Below are 19,708 nucleotides of genomic sequence, written 5' to 3'. Positions count from 1 at the left end.
CCGATCTCCCTTAGTCTTTTGGGGGAGAGTGACATTCCTGAATTGCTCATGGGTGACATTTTAGCTTTGCGGCTACATTCGCTTAGGCCCATAATCGGTATTATGTAAAAAAGTGAACACCCGAAACAGAGAGTATACCGGATCCTTACCCTACGCCTGGCGCTGATCCGGTGACGTCTGACTTGTTACCGTTGATACGAAACTGAAGAAATCAGCATATCATGGGGCAAAAAATGATATGGCCAGACAAGTGTTTGCACACCGCCAATGGTGACCATCCCGGATGGGTAATTGCGCGATGTGTTCGGTTTCAGAATTGGATAGTAGAAAAGATTGCAGGCTGCACGCCAGGTATCGCCGAACCCGGTGTTTACCTTGCCCTTCAGTGTGTCCCAGCCAAAAAGCACGTTTCCATTTGCATCCAAGGTGGCCTTGGAACCTTCGGTGATCTCAACCGTAGTGTAAGAAAGCCGACGTTGGCGACCGTCCACCAGATAATCCAAATCACCGCTTTCAGCATAGAAACAGAGCCGTTTCAGCGTTTCATCGGTCAATTCCGATTGCTCCACAATCGGTGCAACCGTGACGCGCCAACGCGCCGCCTGGCCAATGGTTGTGAGCAGGAACATCTCATCCGGAGGTGTGGCCAACATCGTCGTCACCAATGATATTGGATAGTCAATCTCCGGGGCATGTTCGAGCAAGACCCCAACACTTTGCAGCGCAATCCTATAGGCTTTGCTCACCGCCTGTTCATCATATCGGCCCGCGTCGATCCCCAAACTTGGGGAGTGAAATCCAAGGTTTGCCATGGGATGCAAGATCCGGTCCGGCTTGGAGCTGATTTTCTCGCTGATAAATGCCCGACCGCCCATGAAGGCGACGGCGCAAGCAGATAAACAGGATTTCCCGCGCGCAACCGCCGCCCCGATCCGATTTTTGGTCAAGACCCGGGCCAATGCGATCCCTTCGGTTAGCGATCCTCCGGGGCTGTCGAGGCACAGTCGATCCTCTTTGCTGGCGAACATTGGGTCTTCTATGGCCGGCTCCATCAATGCATTGACTTCACGATAGGCATCTATGGCCTCTTTGACGGCCTGCGCGTCGCCCTTGGTAATCGGGCCATTCAGCTCGGCAAAACACCCCATTTCCATGTCGGTTTTCACAACCAGCTGCGCGGCAGACGCGGGATTTGCGGCGATGACCATGATAATGGCCAAAGTCCGAAACAGCGGTATATGCACCCGCAAAGCCGAATTCTTGTTATAGAGCAGCATCATTTCATCCCGACATTTACTGACGTCTTCACTAGTTCCGCGGCGCACCAACATCGGTCGCCGTCATGCATCGGACCTTGGCAAATCCAGAGCCGTCTTACCACGGCATTCGCGGTCGATCCGGCATATCGACGTCGACAAAGCGCTAGGATCCGACCGCAATATCCTTCATACGCTTGGAAAATTCTCGCCGCAGCTCTCGGCGCAGGTTTGCGGCCCGTTGGCGTCTTGCGTGAATTTCGCTGGTGATCTTGATCGGTGGCACTGCGACGGCGCCACCGTCGTCATCTACCGCGACCATCGTGAAGTAACAGGAATTGGTGTGCCGGTGGTATCCGGTGCGGATATCCTCGGCTTCGACCCGAATGCCAACTTCCATGGATGTGCGGCCGGTGGTGTTGATTTGCGCCTTGAAGGTCACCAACTCGCCGACATTTATAGGCTCTTTGAACATGACTTGATCGACCGACAGCGTCACGCAATAGCGTTCCGAGTATCGCGATGAACAGGTGAACGCCACACGATCCAAAAGGTTCAACAACGCGCCGCCGTGGACCTTGCCGCTGAAATTTGCCATGTCCGGTGTCATCAATACCGTCATTTCAAGTGTGGGTGCGCCGCTCATCCAGGGGTCTCCAAATTTCAATCTGATCCATGAATCACGATGCTACAGCAATCCGGATGACTTTACCGCGCTATTCCGACGCGGGATTTGCCCCAGCCCCCTTGCCTTTGGCCCCTGAATATTGTTCCTGAGCGCAAAGCCAAGCCCAGGCACCGGAGGACCAGATATGGCACATTATAAATCCAGAACCTCGACCCATGGCCGCAATATGGCCGGTGCCCGCGGGCTTTGGCGTGCCACGGGGATGACAGACGACGATTTCGGCAAGCCGATTATCGCCATCGTCAATTCCTTTACCCAGTTTGTTCCGGGCCATGTCCATTTGAAAGATCTCGGTCAGATGGTCGCGCGCGAGGTTGAGGCCGCGGGCGGTGTTGCCAAGGAATTCAATACGATCGCGGTCGATGATGGCATTGCGATGGGCCATGACGGGATGCTCTACTCCCTGCCCTCGCGCGAAGTGATTGCCGACAGCGTTGAATATATGGTCAACGCGCATTGCGCGGATGCGATGGTCTGTATCTCCAATTGCGACAAGATCACGCCGGGCATGCTTATGGCTGCTATGCGGTTGAATATTCCGGCAATTTTCGTATCGGGCGGCCCGATGGAGGCCGGTAAGATCGACATTGCCGATCTGGAAATGACAAAGATCGACCTGGTGGATGCCATGGTGGCCGCGGCCAGCGAAACGCTGACCGATGAACAGGTGCAGCATATCGAGGAAAACGCCTGTCCGACCTGCGGATCTTGCTCGGGCATGTTCACCGCCAATTCCATGAACTGTCTGGCCGAGGCTTTGGGCCTTGCGCTGCCGGGCAATGGATCGACATTGGCGACCCACGCAGACCGCAAACATCTGTTCCTTGAGGCCGGCCGCAAGATCGTCGAGATCACCAAACGCCACTATGTCGCTGAAGAAAAGGGCTTTTTGCCGCGCGAGATCGCGACCATGGCGGCCTTTGAAAACGCGATGAGCCTGGATATTGCCATGGGCGGATCGACCAATACGGTATTGCACCTGTTGGCGATTGCCTATGAAGGTGGCGTCGATTTCACCATGCAGGACATTGACCGGCTCAGCCGCAAGGTGCCCTGCCTGTGCAAGGTCGCGCCGAATATCGAAAACGTGCATATGGAAGATGTACACCGCGCTGGCGGGATTTTCTCAATCCTTGGAGAGCTTTATCGGGCGAACCTCTTGCATGGTGACACCACGACCGTGCATTCCGCCACCATGGCAGAGGCGATTGCGCGCTGGGACATCAAGGTTGCCAACAACCCGGATGCAGAACAATTGTTCAAAGCGGCCCCCGGCGGCGTGCGCACGACCCAGGCCTTCAGCACGGAAAACCGCTACAAGGAGCTCGACACCGACCGCGAAGGTGGGGTGATCCGGTCCAAGGAACATGCCTTCAGCCAGGATGGCGGTTTGGCCGTTCTGTTTGGCAACATCGCCGAAGAAGGCTGTATCGTGAAAACCGCGGGCGTCGATGCCAGCATTCTGCAATTCACCGGCAAGGCCTATGTCTGCGAAAGCCAGGATGCGGCGGTGAATGACATTCTGACCGGCAAGGTCCAGGCCGGCGACGTGGTGGTCATCCGCTACGAGGGTCCGCGCGGCGGTCCGGGCATGCAGGAAATGCTCTATCCGACCAGCTATCTGAAATCCAAAGGTCTGGGCAAGGATTGCGCGCTTTTGACCGATGGTCGGTTTTCGGGCGGCACATCGGGGCTGTCCATTGGCCATGTCTCGCCAGAGGCGGCCGAAGGCGGCACCATTGGGCTGGTCGAACATGGCGACAAGATTGAAATCGACATTCCAAACCGGTCGATCCATCTGGCGGTGGATGATGCCGAATTGGCGGCCCGGCGTGAAAAACGCGACGCCGAAGGTTGGAAACCGGTCAGCCCCCGCAAGCGCAAGATCACAACCGCGCTCAAGGCTTATGCGGCTTTGACCACCTCGGCGGCGCGCGGCGCGGTTCGGGTGGTGGATTAATATCCCAAACGGGCAGGATTTCTTGCCCCTAGGGCAATTGTCACCGCAATTGTCTGGACAGAAAAGCAGTGAAATGTCTAATACCCTTAGGCGTTTCACTATTTTGCGCATGTCCCGGTCCAGCCCGCCGCATTCGGGGACTGCGCGACAGGAGCTGACTGCATGACAAAGTCCCGGAACAAATATCTCCTGGATCTGACGAATTCCCCAACGATCGAAGCGTTGTGGGACATGCACAGCCGCAAGATGGCGGAATACGGTTTTGACCGCCTGCTCTATGGGTTCACCTATTACCGCACGGAAAAATCACTGGGCGATCCCAATGATTTTCTGATGCTGACCAATCATGACCCCAGCTATACGGACGAATTCCTCGGCAACGAGCTGTATAAAAACGCGCCGATGACCCGTTGGGCGATGGACCACGAAGGTGTGGCCAGTTGGACCATGGTTGGCGACCTGGCAAGACAGGGTGCGCTGACAGATCCGGAAATGGCGGTTGTTCAGTTCAATCAGAAAATGGGCGTAACGGTCGGCTATACGATTTCATTCAAGGCCGTTTCGGTCCGCTCCAAAGGGGCGATTGCCCTGACGGCGCGAAACGGGATGAGCCAATCTGACGCCGATGAAGTCTGGGCCGAACATGGCGATGACATCGTGACAATGAACAATGTCGCACATCTCAAGATCCTCACCCTGCCCTTTACGGTTGCGGGCAAACCTTTGACCCCGCGCCAACGTGAGGCGCTGGAATGGGTCGGCGATGGCAAGACCACCCAGGACATTGCGCTTCTGATGGGCTTGACCGCCGCAACGGTGGAAAAACACCTCCGCCTCGCGCGCGAGGCGCTGAACGTCGAAACCACGGCCCAGGCCGTGCTCAAAGCGGCCTTTCAGAACCAGATGTTCGTGCTGGATCTTTGATCCGGCGGTACTGACCTGATTTCATTACGGCATTTGTCATCCGGTCAAAGCGCTTTGGCGGGCATCTGCCGCCTTTGGTAAGGAAAACCGGACTTCATTACCCAAGGGAAATAAGGCACATTACAGATGTTCCGTGAGTGGTGGCAATTCTAGCCAGGGAACGTCAGGACAGTGCCCTTGTCATTTCAAGGCTCCTCGGTTCTGCCCGGGAAACCGGAGGTCGGTTTGGTGTGTATTTTAAGCGTCAGACCGGCCAATTGGGTCGCTTCGTCTCATCCCCAATAGTCAGGGGTGGCCCAAACAAAAGCGGAGCTGGCCGTCGCAGCCAGCTCCGCAATCTTTTTGGCCCCCCGGAAATCCCGGGGAGCCCAGCAAACAAATGCCGCCTTAGCCTTGAACGGCCTTGGCAACCTCTGCTGCAAAGTCTTCTTCTTTTTTCTCGATGCCTTCGCCCACTTCCAGACGAACGTACCCGGTGATTTCCACACCAGCGGCTTTGGCGGCCGCTTCGACGGTGTTGTCGGGGTCGATGACAAACGCCTGGTTCAGCAGTGTGACTTCGCTCATGAATTTCTTCATGCGGCCCACGATCATCTTTTCGATCACGGCTTCGGGCTTGCCCGATTCACGTGCGATGTCGATTTGAACCGAACGCTCTTTTTCCACGACGGCCGGGTCAAGATCGGCTTCGGACAGCGATGCCGGGTTGGCGGCGGCAATGTGCATTGCAACCTGTTTGCCAAAGGCTTCGTTTTCGCCGGACAGCGCAACCAGAACACCGATTTTGCCCATGCCCGGCGCAGCCGCGTTGTGGACGTAGGACACAACCGACGCACCTTCGAGCGACGACATGCGGCGCAGCGACATGTTTTCGCCGATTTTGGCGATTTTGTCGGTGATGGTGTCAGCAACGGTTTTGCCGTTCAGATCAGCCGCGGCCAGCGCAACCACATCCGACACACCAAGCGCGGCGGTGGCAATGCCCGACACCATTTCCTGGAATTCAGCGTTCTTGCCAACGAAATCGGTTTCCGAGTTCACTTCAACCGCGACGCCCTTGCCTGCTTCGACATTGACGGCCACCAGACCCTCGGCGGCGGTACGGCCGGATTTCTTGGCCGCTTTGGCCAGACCCTTGGTCCGCAGCCAGTCGATTGCGGCTTCGATGTCGCCGTCAACTTCGGTCAGCGCTTTTTTGGCATCCATCATGCCGGCGCCGGTCATCTCGCGCAGTTCTTTCACCTGCTTCGCAGAAATCGCCATATCGGCTCTCCTCATCTCATAAGGTATTGGGGGCAAAGATACCTCTGCCCCCTGTCATGAATACATGTCGGTTTTGCGACAGGTCAGAAAAGACCTGGCAAAGACTTGCTTCAGCTTGCTGCGGGCGCGTCTGCCGGGGCTGCGGCTTCTTCAGCAACAACTTCTTCTTCCGGCGCTTCTTCCATGGCGCCGATATCGACACCTGCAGCGCCCAGCTGGGCCGACATACCGTCAAGCGCGGCGCGGCTTGCCAGATCGCAGTAAAGAGCGATGGCGCGGGCAGCGTCGTCGTTGCCGGGGATGATGTAATCCACACCATCGGGCGAACAGTTGGTGTCGACGATCGCCACAACCGGGATACCCAGTTTGTTGGCTTCGGCCACGGCCAGCGCTTCTTTTTTCACGTCGATGACGAACAGAAGATCAGGCACGCCGCCCATTTCGCGGATACCGCCCAGCGACGCTTGCAGCTTCAGCTGGTCACGTTCCATACCAAGACGTTCTTTCTTGGTCAGGCCTTCAAAGCCACCTTCCATCTGCTCGTCAATCTGCTTCAGACGGTTGATGGATTGGGAAACGGTTTTCCAGTTGGTGAGCGTGCCGCCCAACCAACGGTGGTTCATGTAGTATTGTGCGCAGCGTTCTGCGGCATCGGCCACAGGCTGGGCAGCCTGACGTTTGGTGCCGACGAACAGCACACGGCCGCCTTTGGCCACAGTGTCACGCACAGCGGTCAGCGCCTGGTCCAGCATCGGAACAGTTTGCGTCAGGTCCATGATGTGGATGCCATTGCGCGCGCCATAGATGAACGGACCCATACGGGGGTTCCAGCGTTGCGTCTGGTGGCCAAAGTGAACGCCAGCTTCGAGCAGCTGACGCATGGTGAACTCGGGAAGAGCCATGCTTCTTTTCCTTTCCGGTTTACGCCTCGGTGCGGGTTGAGAAGCGAATGCTTCAACCGGTGGACATTTGGGGATGTCTCCCCCAAGGGCCCGCCCACACCTGCGGATTAATGGCGCGCGTATAGACGCAATGATTTGTGGGCGCAAGAGGCGATTGAAATGAACCGCCTCTCCTGGGGATCAGCGATAAAGCAGCGACACGCCATTGGCAAAAAGATGCACCTTTGCGGGCGCGGCGGCCAAACGCACGGATTTGCCGCGCACGTCGGTATGAATGCCGACCAGTTTGCCGATGACCGCCGCCTGATTATCCTGTTTTTCGAAATAGAGCAAAGTGACCTCGCCAAGGGCTTCGATGAAATCGACCTTGCCTTCGAAAATGGCATCACCGGTGGTTTCCACCATATCCTCGGGGCGGACCCCGACATTGACCTTCAGGCCCATGTCGCTGTCTTTGGTGGGATAATCCGACACCGCTGTGCCGCCACGTTGCATCCGTACCGTGGTTTGCGGCCCTGTTCCCACAACTTCGCCGGGCAACAGGTTCATCGCGGGCGAGCCAATGAATTGCGCAACAAATTCACTGTTGGGGCGTTCATAAAGCTCCAGCGGGCTGCCAACCTGTGCGATCCCCTTGTTGGCCAGAACGACAATGCGGGTCGCCAGGGTCATCGCTTCGACCTGATCATGGGTCACATAGATCATGGTCGAGTCGGGCATTTTCTCTTTCAGCTGCGCAATCTCGATCCGGGTCGCAACCCGCAGGGCGGCGTCCAGGTTCGACAATGGTTCATCGAACAAATACACCTTGGGATCACGCACGATGGACCGGCCAATCGCAACCCGCTGACGCTGGCCACCCGACAGCGCCTTTGGCAAACGGTCGAGGTATTCGTCCAATTGCAGCATCTTGGCCGCGCGTTCGACCGACGCGTCGATTTCATCCTGCGGCTTCTTGGCGATCTTGAGCGCAAAGGACATGTTTTCACGCACCGTCATATGTGGGTAAAGCGCATAGGATTGGAACACCATCGCAATACCGCGTTGTGACGGTGGCACGTCATTGACCACCTGCCCGTCAATTTCCAACGTGCCGCTGGTGATCTTTTCCAGACCGGCAATCATGCGCAGCAAGGTGGATTTCCCGCAGCCCGACGGGCCGACAAACACAATCAATTCGCCGGTCTTGATATCAAGGTCGATGTGGTTCAGCACATTCACCGCGCCGCCATAGGTTTTTTCGACATCGGTCAGTTTCAGATTGGCCATTTTACTGTCTCCTGTTGCGGCTTAACGCTGGGTTGCCATGGCAGTTTGCCAGGGCCCAAGGTGAAGTTTTCCATCCGCCTGCGCCGCGGCAGACCCGATTTCAGAGCCGATCGGCAACCATGTGCCAGCTGGCAGGTCAATCGTGGCCGGCACCTCACTCAGGTTGAAGGCACAGAAAATCACCTCGTCTTGATGACTGCGGATGAAGCGCAGCACATCGCCGTCGGCGGATATTTCGCTGTGTGCGCCTTTGACCAATGCGGGGTGCGCGTGGCGAAAGGCGATGACATTGCGGTAATGGTGCAACAAGGCACCCGGATCGGCCTCCTGGGCGGCGACTGACCGGTTGATATGGTCATGGCTGACCGGCAACCATGGCTGGCCTGCGGTAAACCCACCGCTTTGGTTGGAAGGTTCCCAAACCATCGGTGTCCGGCAGCCGTCTCGGCCCTTGAATTCAGGCCAGAATTCGATGCCATAGGGATCTTGCAGATCCTCGAATGCGACATCCGCCTCTGGCAGGCCAAGCTCCTCGCCCTGATAAAGACAGACCGACCCGCGCAGACAATGGATCAATGTCGCATAGGTCTTTTGCGCAGGAAGCCCCAGTCCCCAGCGGGTGACATGGCGCGGCACATCATGGTTGGAAAACGCCCAGCACGCCCATCCGTCCGCTGCGGCCTCGTCCACTGCATGCAAAACTTCGGCTACACGGCTGGCGCTCAACGAATTTCCGGACAGGAATTCAAATGCGTAACACATATGCGCCTTGTCGCCGCCAGATGTGTATTGCCCCATGATTTCAAGCCCGCGTTGGGCATCGCCCACCTCGCCGACACAGGTGGACCCGGGATATTGATCCAACAAGGCACGGAACCGTCGCAGAAAGTCGAGGTTCTCTGGCTGGTTCTTGGAATAGAGGTGTTCCTGATGGTTATAGGGGTTCACCGAGGGCGCAATCGACGCATTTCGAAGCTCTTTCGACAGCGGAGGATTGTCGCGCAACTCTTTGTCATGAATATAGAAATTAATGGTGTCCAACCGGAACCCATCCACCCCGCGATCCAACCAGAACTCTACAGTGTCCAACAATGCCTGCTGGACGTCCGGGCAATGGAAATTCAGGTCCGGCTGCGACGTCAGGAAATTATGCAGGTAATATTGCTCGCGGCGACCATCCCATTGCCAGCCTGATCCGCCAAAAATCGACAGCCAGTTGTTTGGCGGGGTGCCGTCCTCTTTGGGATCGGCCCAGACGTACCAATCGGCCTTATCATTGTCGCGGCTCTGGCGGCTTTCCTTGAACCATTTGTGTTGATCCGAGGAATGCGACAGCACCTGATCAATCATCACCTTCAGGCCAAGTTTATGCGCGGTATCCACCAGCACATCAAAGTCCGCCAAAGTGCCGAACATCGGATCGACGTCGCAATAATCGCTGACATCATAGCCGAAATCCTTCATCGGCGAGGTGAAGAACGGAGAAATCCAGATCGCATCCACCCCAAGCGAGGCAATATGCGGCAGGCGGCTGGTGATGCCGTTCAGATCGCCAATGCCATCGCCGTTGCTGTCCTGATAGGAGCGCGGATAGATCTGATAGATCACTGCGCCGCGCCACCAATCGGTATCTTCCTGACGGGAAAGTTTCATGATGTTGTCCGTATGTTTGTTCATCGGGGGGCGCCCTATTTGACGGAGCCGGCCAAAAGACCGCGCACCAGATATTTTTGCATGGCAAAGAACACGGCCAGCGGCACAACAATCGACACAAAGGCCGAGGTTGCCAGGATCTCCCATTGTCCGCCGCGCGACCCCATCAGATTGACCAACCGCCCGGTCAGAACCAGGGTGGAATCGTCGGTGCCCAGGAACACCAATGCGATCAGCAGATCGTTCCAGGTCCACAGGAATTGAAAGATCGCGAATGACGCCAGCGCCGGAAAGCTGAGCGGCAGGATGATCTTGATGAAGATCTGGAACTCTGTCGCGCCGTCCACCCGGGCGTTTTCGATGATGTCACGCGGCAGTCCGACCATGTAATTGCGCAAAAGATAGATCGCCAGTGGCAGACCAAATCCGGTATGCGCCAGCCAAACACCCAGATACCCCTTGCCGATGCCAATCGCGTTGTGCAGTTGCAAAAGCGGGATCAGCGCCAGCTGCAAGGGCACCACCAACAATCCGACCACGGCGGCAATCAACAGCGACCGGCCGGGGAAATCCATCCAGGCCAGCGCATAGGCCGCAAAGGCCGCCACAAGGATCGGGATGATGGTCGATGGTATGGCCACGGTCAGCGTATTGATGAACGCATTGGCGATCCCTGCCCCGGCGGTGTCCGAGGTCAGCACATTGGTGTAATTGCTCAGGGTGAATTCCGGCGGTGTCGCGGCGGTGGTAAACACCCGCGGCAGGCGCTGGCCCTCCCAGCTTTGGCCACCTGTCAGACGGAATGCACCGTCCCCCGCCACAGTCAGACGCGCGCCATCCTTCAGCTCGGCTGTGTCGCCGGCGGCATAGGCCTCGGGCGCGCGCGACGACGTGCCCCATGCGGTGACCGTGGTGTCACTGTCGGGAAACAACCCGCCTTCGATGACATAGAGATCGGCCTCCTGCACCTCTTGGCCGCTGATGCGGATGGCGGGCAATTGGCCCTCTTGCGTCGTGAGCGCCGCCCACCAGCCAGAGGTCGAAATCTGGTCCGATGTGCGAAACGAACTGACAAGCAATCCCAACGTCGGGAACACCCATGCCAGCACCAGTACCAGCACCGCGATATGCACCGCCCATGTCAGCGTGGATTTTTGACCTGCGATATTGTCCATGTCCAATCCCCCCGCTCAGCGCATTTCTTTGCGCGCGTTGCGCACATTCCAGACCAGGATCGGCGTCACCAACAGCATGATCACCATGGCCGAGGCCGACCCGACGCCCCAGTCAAAGGCGCGGAACAATTTGTCGTACATGTAATTGGCCAGAACCTGGGTTTCCCACTGGCCGTTGGTCATCGCCAACACGATGTCGAAAATTTTCAACACCACCAGCGTGATCGTCGTCCAAACCACCACAATCGTCGACATGATCTGCGGCACCTTGATCTTGAAGAAGATCTGCAATGGTGACGCGCCGTCGATGATCGCGGCCTCAATCGTTTCTTCGGGAATACCGCGCAGCGCCGCCGACAGGATCACCATGGCAAAACCGGTCTGAATCCAGATCAACACCACCATCAACAGGAAATTGTTCCAGGGGATCAGGGTCAGCCATTGCTGCGGCTCGCCCCCCATATTGACCCAAAGCGCATTCAGAATGCCGATCTGATCGGTGCCTTCGGGGCGGGTGTCATAGATCAATTTCCAGATCACCGATGCGCCAACAAAGGAAATCGCCATCGGCATGAAAATCAGCGACTTGGCGAAATTGCCCCAGGAAATGCGGTCGGTCAGCTGGGCCGCCAACAGGCCAAATCCGGTGGACATGGCCGGCACGACGACCAGCCACAACATGTTGTTGCGCATCGCCTCCCAGAACTTGGCATCGGCCATCATCGTCCTGTAATTGGCCAGCCCGACAAAGGCCCCGCCCTGATCCCGGTCGGTCAGCGACAGCCAGAGCGTGGCAAACACCGGATAGGCCAGGTAAAGCCCCAGCGCAAAAAGCGCAGGAAACAGGAACAGCCAGGGCCGGATCAGGTTGGCGCGGTTGATGTTGCGCCCGGCATTTGGCCCGCGCGGTGGATAAAATACCGTGTCCAGGATGATGTTCGAGAAGTAGAAATAGCCAACGCACCCCCCGACCCCGATCACAATCGTCAATAGTCCCATGATGGCTGGATGCATATCCGCCCCCTCCTGCAACGCCGATTTCGTGATGTAATGCTGTCGTAAAAATGCGATGCCCGTGCTGCGTGATCGCGCCGGGCATCGCTTTGGGCCCGCTTACTTCAGCGCGTCCCAGCTTTCCTGGATCTGGCTGGCCACGGCGGCGGCATCTTTGCCGCCGGCATAATCCACCATGCCGGTCCAGAAGGATCCGGCCCCCACACCCGTCGGCATCAGATCCGAACCGTCAAAGCGGAAGGTCGTAGCGTTCAGCAGGATCTCGCCCTGTTTCTTCAACGCATCCGAACCGTAAAGGTCGGTGTTGACCCCGGTGTGCGGTGTCAGGAAACCGGATTGCGCCATCCAGAGTTCATGGGCAATCGGGGTTTGCAGAAACGCCAGCAACGCACGTGCGCCGGGGCTGTCATTGGTGATGAAGGCCAAGGTGCCCGCCCCCAAAACCGGCTTGCCCAGTTCCTTGCCCGCATAGGCCGGGAAATAGAAGAAATCGGCGTCCAGCCCCACTTCGGTGCCTTCGGGGAAGAAGGTCGGAATGAACGAGGCCTGGCGGTGCATGTAGCATTGCGGCGGCGAAGAGAACATGCCGTCCGGGCTGTCGCGGAAATCGGTCGAGGCCACAGCCCCGGCCCCACCAGCCACATAATCGTCATTGCGGGCAAAAAAGCCGAATTCTTCGATCGCGCCAACAACCGCCGGATCGGTAAACGGAATTTCGTTCTTGATCCACTGGTCATAGGTTTCGGGGGATTGCGTGCGCAGCATCATGTCTTCGACCCAATCGGTCGCGGGCCAGCCGGTCGCGCCACCGGACCCCAGACCAATGCACCAGGGTGTGCCACCATCATCAACGATCTGTTGCGTCAGCGCCTTCAGATCCTCCATGGTTTCCGGCACGTCATACCCGGCATCTTCGAAATTCTCCGGGCTGTACCAGACCAGAGATTTCAGGTCGATTTTATAGGGAAAGGCATAAAGCCGGTCTTCGCCGTCCGGCCCGGTATAGGTGCCAAGGCTGACCCAGCTGTCGCCTGCGGCGTAATTGGCCCGCAGCCAGTTTTCGGTGTCTTCACCCAAAGGTTCGACAAACCCCTTGGACACCAGATCCTGGATCAGGCCGGGCTGCGGCAGCACCGCGACATTGGGCGGCGATCCGGCCTCGGTGTCGATCACGATCTGCTGTTCATAGGTTTCGGAAGAGGCGTATTTGATGGTCGCGCCCGTCGCTTCGGTGAAATAGCCAAGAATGCTTTCGACCAGGGCCTGATCATCCCCGCGCCAGGGTCCGAAAACGCTGATTTCTTCGCCGTTCAGGTCATTGGCCTCGGCAAAGGCGGTCAGGCTGTCCCAGTTGAAATCGCCCTCTCCCGGCGTGAATGGCAGATGACCTTCGGCCTGGGCCAAAGAAGCGGACAGCGCCAGCGTCGCAACACTCGCATAAAGCGAAACTCTCATTGATTTTCCTCCCTGTGCGGTAAACGCACGTTCCATCGAACACCTATCGACGCTTTGATACAAGTCTTGACACTCGCTTTCCAAAGCGCTTTGGTAGTTTTAATGTGAGGAAGTTGCGTTGAAAAGTCAACATCGATTAGTCTAACGAAATCAATGTTTTCTCTGCGGTGCAGAAAGTCAGCTGTGAAAAGAAAGGCAATTTGCGTTCCGCAACAATCAAGGTAGAACACTTCCCGTTCGGGTCAATTCTGGGGGTCATCGGCACAATGAACTTAAAGCAACTATCCGAACGATTGGGATTGTCGCAAACCACGGTCAGCCGGGCCTTGAACGGCTATCCAGAGGTCAGCGAAAAGACCCGGAAAAAGGTGCATGATGCGGCGCGGGCCGCCAATTACAAACCCAACACGCGGGCGCGGTCGCTGGCCACCGGGCGGGCGATGACCATCGGCCATGTCATCCCGGTGTCGACGCAACATGAAATGGTGAACCCGGTTTTTGGCGATTTCGTCGCCGGTGCCGGCGAGGTCTATTCCCGGCATGGCTACGACATGTTGCTGTCGCTGGTGCCGGATTCCGAAGAAGAGGCATTTTACCGCGATTTGAAAATCAAGGGCAACGTGGACGGGATCGTGGTCCATGGTCCCCGGATGAACGACCCGCGCATTCCCTTGCTGATCCAGTTGGAATTGCCGTTTGTGGTCCATGGCCGCGCCAGCGACGTCAAGACGCCGTTTTCCTGGGTCGATGTGGCCAATGTCACCGCAATGCAAGAGGCCACAACCCATCTGACCACGCTGGGGCACCGGCGAATTGGTCTGATCAACGGGTTGGAACAACTGGATTTTGCCTTTCGTCGCCGGGCTGGTTTTCTCAAGGCGCTGGCCGAAGCAGATATCCCCCCCGATCCAGAGCTGATGGTGTCCGCCGACATGACCGAAACCTTTGGCTACGATGCTGCCTCGGCCATGCTTGCGCGCGACACGCCGCCGACGGCCTTTGTGGTGGCTTCGATGATCACCGCGCTTGGCGTGCGCCGGGCAATTGAATCTGCGGGTTTGGTTTTGGGCCGTGATGTGTCGGTGGTGACGTTTGACGATGATCTGTCATACCTGCGCAACGGCACCGAGGCCGAGCCGGTTTTTACCGCCGCCCGCAGTTCGGTGCGTGAGGCCGGCCGCCGTGTCGCGGCAATCCTGATGTCGCGGATTTCCGATCCGCTGGCACCGCCGGGCACCGAAATGATGCCCTATCGTTTTTTGACCGGGGCCACCACCGGACCGGCCCCCGCCCAGATTGCCGCCGAGGCATGAGCCCGCGCGCCCATCCCATTGTTTGACGGAGATACCTTGATGACCCTGCCCGCAGAAACCACGCTTGTTGCTGATATTGGCGGCACAAATACCCGTGTTGCCCTGGCCACCACGACCGCAGATCACGGCATCTCGTTGTTGGAAGGCTCTGTTCGGCGCTATCGCAATCAGGGCCGCGATGGTCTCAGCGAGGTGATCGCCGCCTATCGGTCCGAAACCGGGGCTGCGCCGGTAGCGGCCTGTGTTGCGGGCGCGGGTCCGGTGATGGATGGGGTGTTGAAAATGACCAACCTGTCCTGGGTAATTGATGACGATTGCGTGCGCGATGCATCCGGCGCGACACAGGTAGCGGTGTTGAACGATTTGCAGGCACAGGGGCATGCGCTGGGCCATTTGGGCAAGGGCGATCTGCGCCCGTTGTTGCACAGCGACGCCGCGACGGGCAACGCACAGCAAACCACCCGGCTGGTGATTGGTCTGGGCACCGGGGTGAACATCGCCATGGTGTTTCAAAGCGGCGGTCTGACGTTGGTGCCACCGTCCGAGGCCGGCCATATGAGCCTGGCCCTGCGCAGCCCGCAGGAACAGACGCTGGCGGAATTTCTGCTGTCCGAGGGTGGGTTCCCATCGGTGGAAGAGGCGCTTTCGGGGCGCGGGCTTGAGGCGCTTTACCGCTGGCGTCGGCATGAGGGCGGCACGCCCGGCAGCAAACCCCCGGGCGAGATCATGGCCGGCGTGGCCGACGGCAGCGATCAGGCGGCCATCGAAGCCGCGCAATATCATGTCACCTTTGCCGGCCGGGTCGCGGGCGATCTGGCCCTTGCGCAGTTACCGTTTGGCGGCATCTATTTCATTGGCGGGGTCAGCCGGTCACTGGCGCCGCATTTCGATCAGATGGGGTTTGGCGACGCATTTTGCGACAAGGGGCGGTTTTCAGAGTTCATGGCCAAATTCCCGGTCTATCTGATCGAAAACGACGACGCGGCGCTGCTTGGCTGTGCGTCGCATATGGCCGAACTTCTGGCCCATTCTGCCGCCGCATGACCACGCGCGGGGTGGCTGGGCAAAGGGATTTTGTTCGCGGTAGTGCCAGAAATCATGAACAATAGTTCCAGATTGCCCGAACTTCGTGGGAAATCTTTCTGCCGCGGGTGATTTATGTAAACTACCCTGAGAATCGATGGCGTGTTTGGCAACAAAGCGCATGTCGTTCAACAGGGAGAACAGGATGGCGCAAAGCCCCGAGATTGACACCAACACGCCGGTTGGCGACAGCATGAAGCAAACCACCTGCTATATGTGTGCCTGCCGCTGCGGCATCAATGTGCATCTGAAAACCGATGCAGATGGCAAACAGAAGGTGCGTTATATTGAGGGCAACCGCGACCATCCGGTGAACAAGGGCGTGCTTTGCGGCAAGGGCAGCGCAGGGATCATGCAGCATTATTCCCCCGCCCGCCTGCGCGCGCCGATGAAACGCGTCGGCCCGCGCGGATCTGGCCAGTTTGAGGAAATAAGCTGGGATGAGGCGCTGGATATTGCCACGGATTGGCTGGGCACCGTGCGCAAGACTGACCCGAAGAAGCTGGCGTTTTTCACCGGGCGCGACCAAAGCCAGAGCCTGACCGGGTTCTGGGCGATGAAATATGGCACGCCCAATTTTGCCGCCCATGGCGGGTTCTGCTCGGTCAACATGGCCGCTGGCGGGCTTTATACCTTTGGCGGGGCGTTCTGGGAATTTGGTGACCCTGACTGGGATTACACGAAATACTTCATGCTGTTTGGCGTGGCCGAAGACCATGCATCGAACCCGATCAAGATCGGCATCGGAAAACTGAAGAAACGCGGCGCCAAGGTGGTGTCGATCAACCCGGTGCGCACCGGCTATAACGCCGTGGCCGACGAATGGGTGGGCATCCGCCCCGGCACTGATGGGCTGTTTGTCGGCGCGTTGATCCACGAGCTGTTCCGCACGCAACAGATCGACCTCGACTATCTTGTGCGTTACACAAATTCCCCCTGGTTGGTCATTCAGGCCCCCGGTGATGCCGATGACGGGCTGTTTGCCCGCGACGGTGACGGTAATCCGATGATCTGGGACAAGGCGACAGACGCATTTGGAAATGGCAAGGCCGCCGATATCCAACCTGCTCTGACCGGCACGCGCACCCTGCCCGATGGCCGCACCGCGCGGCCGGTGTTTGAACTGATGGCCGAACGCTATCTGGGGGACGACTATACCCCCGATGCGGTGGCCGAGCGTACCGGCGTGCCTGCCGATCAGATCCGCCAGATCGCGGCAGAGCTGGCGCATGTGGCGTTTAAAGAGGAAATCGTGCTCGATCAGCCCTGGACCGATTGGGCCGGGCGTAAACATGACAAGATGATCGGCCGCCCGGTGTCGATGCACGCCATGCGCGGCATTTCGGCCCATTCCAACGGATTTCAGACCTGCCGCATGATCCACATCCTGCAAATCCTCTTGGGCTCAATCGATAGCCCCGGCGGATTCCGCTACAAACCGCCCTACCCCAAACAGACGCCGCCGAACCTCCTGCCGCATGGCGCGACCGGCGACATCAAACCGGAATTGCCGTTGGGCGGCCCGCATCTGGGGTTTCCGCATGGGCCGGAACATTTGCTGCTGGATGGCGAGGGCAACCCCAGCCGTCTGGACAAGGGGTTTAGCTGGGACGCGCCCATTTCCGCCCATGGTTTGATGCATATGGTGATCAACAACGCCGCAAAGAAAGACCCCTACGGCATCGACGTGTTGTTCATGTATATGGCCAATATGGCGTGGAATTCGTCGATGAATGTCGGTGGCACGCTGGATGCCTTGACCGCCAAAGACGACAATGGCGACTATGTGATCCCGAAAATCATCTATTCCGACGCCTATTATTCCGAAACCGTGCCATTCGCCGATCTGATCCTGCCCGACACGACCTATCTGGAACGTTGGGACTGTATCTCGCTGCTGGATCGACCGATTTCGGAACCGGAACTGGTGGCCGATGGCATTCGCCAACCGGTGGTGCCGCCCGATCGAAATGTGCGTGGTTTTCAAGAGGTGATGATTGACCTCGGCGCGCGGTTGAACCTGCCCGGATTTGTCAACGACGACGGCACGCCGAAATTTCCCGGTGGCTATCCCGATTACATCGTCAACCATGAACGCAAACCCGGCATTGGGCCGCTTGCGGGCTGGCGTGGCGAAGATGGCGATCAATCCTGCGTTGGGGCCCCAAACCCCGACCAGCTACAAAAATACATCGACAACGGTGCGTTCTTTGGCGAACACATGGACCCAAGCCATGCTTATTTTCGCCATGCTAATCGCGGCTATCTGGACTGGGGTATCGAAAAGGGCATTCGCATGTCGCCCGATCCAACGATCTTTCAGCTCTATTCCGAACCGATGCAGAAATTCCGCCTTGCGGCACGCGGGCATGGCGACCGGCAACCGCCAGAGCGGGCCAAACGAAGGATCGAAGATCACTTTGACCCGCTGCCCTTCTGGTATCCGCCGCTGGAAGAGCAGTTGGTCGCGGGGTATCCGCTGCATGCGATCACCCAACGCCCGATGCATATGTATCATTCCTGGGGGTCGCAAAACGCCTGGCTGCGCCAGATCACGGCGGCAAACCGGCTTTATGTGCATACATCGGTGGGCGAAAACATCGGGGTTCAGGACGATGATTGGGTCTGGCTTTCCTCACATCTGGGCCGGGTGAAATGCCAGGTCCGCCTGATGGATGGGGTGAACCCGCACACGGTCTGGACCTGGAACGCCATTGGCAAGCGACGCGGCGCATGGGGGCTGGATGATGATTCCCCTGAAAGCAACGAGGGCTTCCTGCTCAACCACCTGATTTCCGAACTGCTGCCCAAGGGCGGTGGCGGATATCGCTATTCCAACTCCGACCCGCTGACCGGTCAGGCCGCATGGTTTGACCTGCGGGTGGCAATAGAAAAGGCCGACACCGCGGGCACCGAACCATTGTTCGAACCGCTGGGCCACGCCAGCCAGCCGGCTTCGCCGGACAAGATCGCCTTTGGGGCCGAATGGAAGGAACCAGCGAAATGACCTGCCTGCCCGAACAGACGCAAAAGAAGCTCGGCCTTGTCATCGACCTCGACATCTGTGTCGGCTGTCAGGCCTGTGTGACGTCGTGCAAGGAATGGAACACCGGCGGCTATTCCGCACCGCTGTCCGACCATGATCCATACGGCGCCGATCCCTCTGGTGCGTTTCTGAACCGCGTGCACAGCTATGAAATCGACAATGACCACTACAAGGGCACGGTGCATTTCCCGCGTTCCTGCCTGCATTGCGAAGAACCGGCCTGCGTCACGGTCTGCCCCACCGGCGCCAGTTACAAGCGCGAAGAAGACGGTATCGTTCTGGTCAATCCCGACACCTGCATCGGCTGCAAACTCTGTTCCTGGGCCTGCCCCTATGGCGCGCGGGAATATGATCATGACGACGGGGTGATGAAGAAATGCACGCTTTGCGTTGACCGGATCTACAACGAAACCATCGACGAAGAAGACCGCGTTCCGGCCTGCGTCAAGGCCTGCCCGACCGGCGCACGGGCTTTTGGCGATCTGGGCGATCCCGAAAGTGAGGTGTCACAAAACGTGGCGGCACGCGACGGGTTCAATCTGTTGGATGAATTTGGCTACAAACCGGTGAACAAATACCTGCCACCCCGCAAAGCCAGTGATCACGCGCCGAAAATTGCCGCAGAACCAGAGGCACCTTCGACCGGATCACCCATCGAGAAACTCTTTGCCTGGGCTGACCGGGCGCTAAGCCGCTAGGGGGCCGCA

The 19,708-nt window shown here is 58.1% G+C and carries 15 protein-coding genes; 6 read left to right on the top strand and 9 right to left on the bottom strand.

The window, feature by feature from the left end:
- Positions 1 to 185 precede the first annotated feature (185 nt).
- Positions 186 to 1,277 (bottom strand): hypothetical protein, encoded by a 1,092-nt coding sequence (locus Q4577_RS16610; RefSeq protein WP_303467493.1) that lies wholly within the window; start codon positions 1,275 to 1,277, stop codon positions 186 to 188.
- A gap of 145 nt (positions 1,278 to 1,422) precedes the next feature.
- Positions 1,423 to 1,902, bottom strand: coding sequence for an acyl-CoA thioesterase (locus tag Q4577_RS16605; protein ID WP_244686663.1), 480 nt, complete (start codon positions 1,900 to 1,902; stop codon positions 1,423 to 1,425).
- Positions 1,903 to 2,068: 166 nt separating this feature from the next.
- Between Q4577_RS16605 and ilvD the strand changes: the two genes are divergently transcribed.
- Both ilvD and Q4577_RS16595 read left to right on the top strand, forming a co-directional pair.
- Positions 2,069 to 3,904, top strand: a complete 1,836-nt coding sequence (ilvD, locus tag Q4577_RS16600; RefSeq protein ID WP_244686660.1) for a dihydroxy-acid dehydratase — start codon at positions 2,069 to 2,071, stop codon at positions 3,902 to 3,904.
- Positions 3,905 to 4,066: 162 nt separating this feature from the next.
- On the top strand, positions 4,067 to 4,828 hold the full coding sequence (locus Q4577_RS16595) for a LuxR family transcriptional regulator (RefSeq protein WP_244686658.1): 762 nt from the start codon (positions 4,067 to 4,069) through the stop codon (positions 4,826 to 4,828).
- Positions 4,829 to 5,215: 387 nt separating this feature from the next.
- Here the strand turns inward: Q4577_RS16595 and tsf are convergent, their stop codons facing one another.
- The 7 genes from tsf to Q4577_RS16560 all read right to left on the bottom strand — a co-directional run bounded on the left by tsf (position 5,216) and on the right by Q4577_RS16560 (position 13,559).
- Entirely contained in the window at positions 5,216 to 6,091 is an 876-nt protein-coding gene (gene tsf / locus Q4577_RS16590) for a translation elongation factor Ts (protein WP_244686656.1), read from the bottom strand.
- A gap of 110 nt (positions 6,092 to 6,201) precedes the next feature.
- Positions 6,202 to 6,993, bottom strand: a complete 792-nt coding sequence (rpsB, locus tag Q4577_RS16585; RefSeq protein WP_244686654.1) for a 30S ribosomal protein S2 — start codon at positions 6,991 to 6,993, stop codon at positions 6,202 to 6,204.
- A gap of 180 nt (positions 6,994 to 7,173) precedes the next feature.
- Complete coding sequence (locus Q4577_RS16580; protein WP_303567634.1) at positions 7,174 to 8,262, bottom strand: ABC transporter ATP-binding protein; 1,089 nt, start codon at positions 8,260 to 8,262, stop codon at positions 7,174 to 7,176.
- Positions 8,263 to 8,283: 21 nt separating this feature from the next.
- Positions 8,284 to 9,915: an alpha-glucosidase gene (locus Q4577_RS16575; protein ID WP_303467503.1), complete on the bottom strand. Its 1,632-nt coding sequence runs from the start codon at positions 9,913 to 9,915 to the stop codon at positions 8,284 to 8,286.
- 35 nt (positions 9,916 to 9,950) lie between these two features.
- Positions 9,951 to 11,090 (bottom strand): carbohydrate ABC transporter permease, encoded by a 1,140-nt coding sequence (locus Q4577_RS16570; RefSeq protein ID WP_303467505.1) that lies wholly within the window; start codon positions 11,088 to 11,090, stop codon positions 9,951 to 9,953.
- 15 nt (positions 11,091 to 11,105) lie between these two features.
- Positions 11,106 to 12,104 carry a carbohydrate ABC transporter permease gene (locus Q4577_RS16565; protein ID WP_303467508.1) on the bottom strand — a complete coding sequence of 333 codons (999 nt, stop codon included), beginning with the start codon at positions 12,102 to 12,104 and terminating at the stop codon, positions 11,106 to 11,108.
- Between the two features lie 99 nt (positions 12,105 to 12,203).
- On the bottom strand, positions 12,204 to 13,559 hold the full coding sequence (locus Q4577_RS16560) for an ABC transporter substrate-binding protein (RefSeq protein ID WP_303467509.1): 1,356 nt from the start codon (positions 13,557 to 13,559) through the stop codon (positions 12,204 to 12,206).
- Positions 13,560 to 13,825: 266 nt separating this feature from the next.
- Between Q4577_RS16560 and Q4577_RS16555 the strand changes: the two genes are divergently transcribed.
- From Q4577_RS16555 to Q4577_RS16540, 4 genes are all read left to right on the top strand, one after another.
- The gene (locus Q4577_RS16555) at positions 13,826 to 14,872 is read left to right on the top strand and encodes a LacI family DNA-binding transcriptional regulator (protein WP_303467510.1); all 1,047 of its coding nucleotides are present in this window, start codon (positions 13,826 to 13,828) and stop codon (positions 14,870 to 14,872) included.
- 39 nt (positions 14,873 to 14,911) lie between these two features.
- Positions 14,912 to 15,916: a glucokinase gene (locus Q4577_RS16550; protein WP_303467511.1), complete on the top strand. Its 1,005-nt coding sequence runs from the start codon at positions 14,912 to 14,914 to the stop codon at positions 15,914 to 15,916.
- A 184-nt stretch (positions 15,917 to 16,100) separates the two neighbouring features.
- Positions 16,101 to 18,962, top strand: a complete 2,862-nt coding sequence (locus tag Q4577_RS16545; protein WP_303467512.1) for a molybdopterin oxidoreductase family protein — start codon at positions 16,101 to 16,103, stop codon at positions 18,960 to 18,962.
- The gene (locus tag Q4577_RS16540) at positions 18,959 to 19,699 is read left to right on the top strand and encodes a 4Fe-4S dicluster domain-containing protein (RefSeq protein WP_303467513.1); all 741 of its coding nucleotides are present in this window, start codon (positions 18,959 to 18,961) and stop codon (positions 19,697 to 19,699) included. The genes Q4577_RS16545 and Q4577_RS16540 overlap by 4 nt, the downstream gene beginning before the upstream one ends.
- The last annotated feature ends 9 nt before the right edge of the window (positions 19,700 to 19,708 follow it).

It is taken from the genome of Marinovum sp. 2_MG-2023, assembly GCF_030548265.1.
Classification (GTDB): Bacteria; Pseudomonadota; Alphaproteobacteria; order Rhodobacterales; family Rhodobacteraceae; genus Marinovum.
The sequence above is the reverse complement of the archived record's forward strand: the minus strand, read 5'-3'. Positions and strand labels throughout refer to the sequence as shown.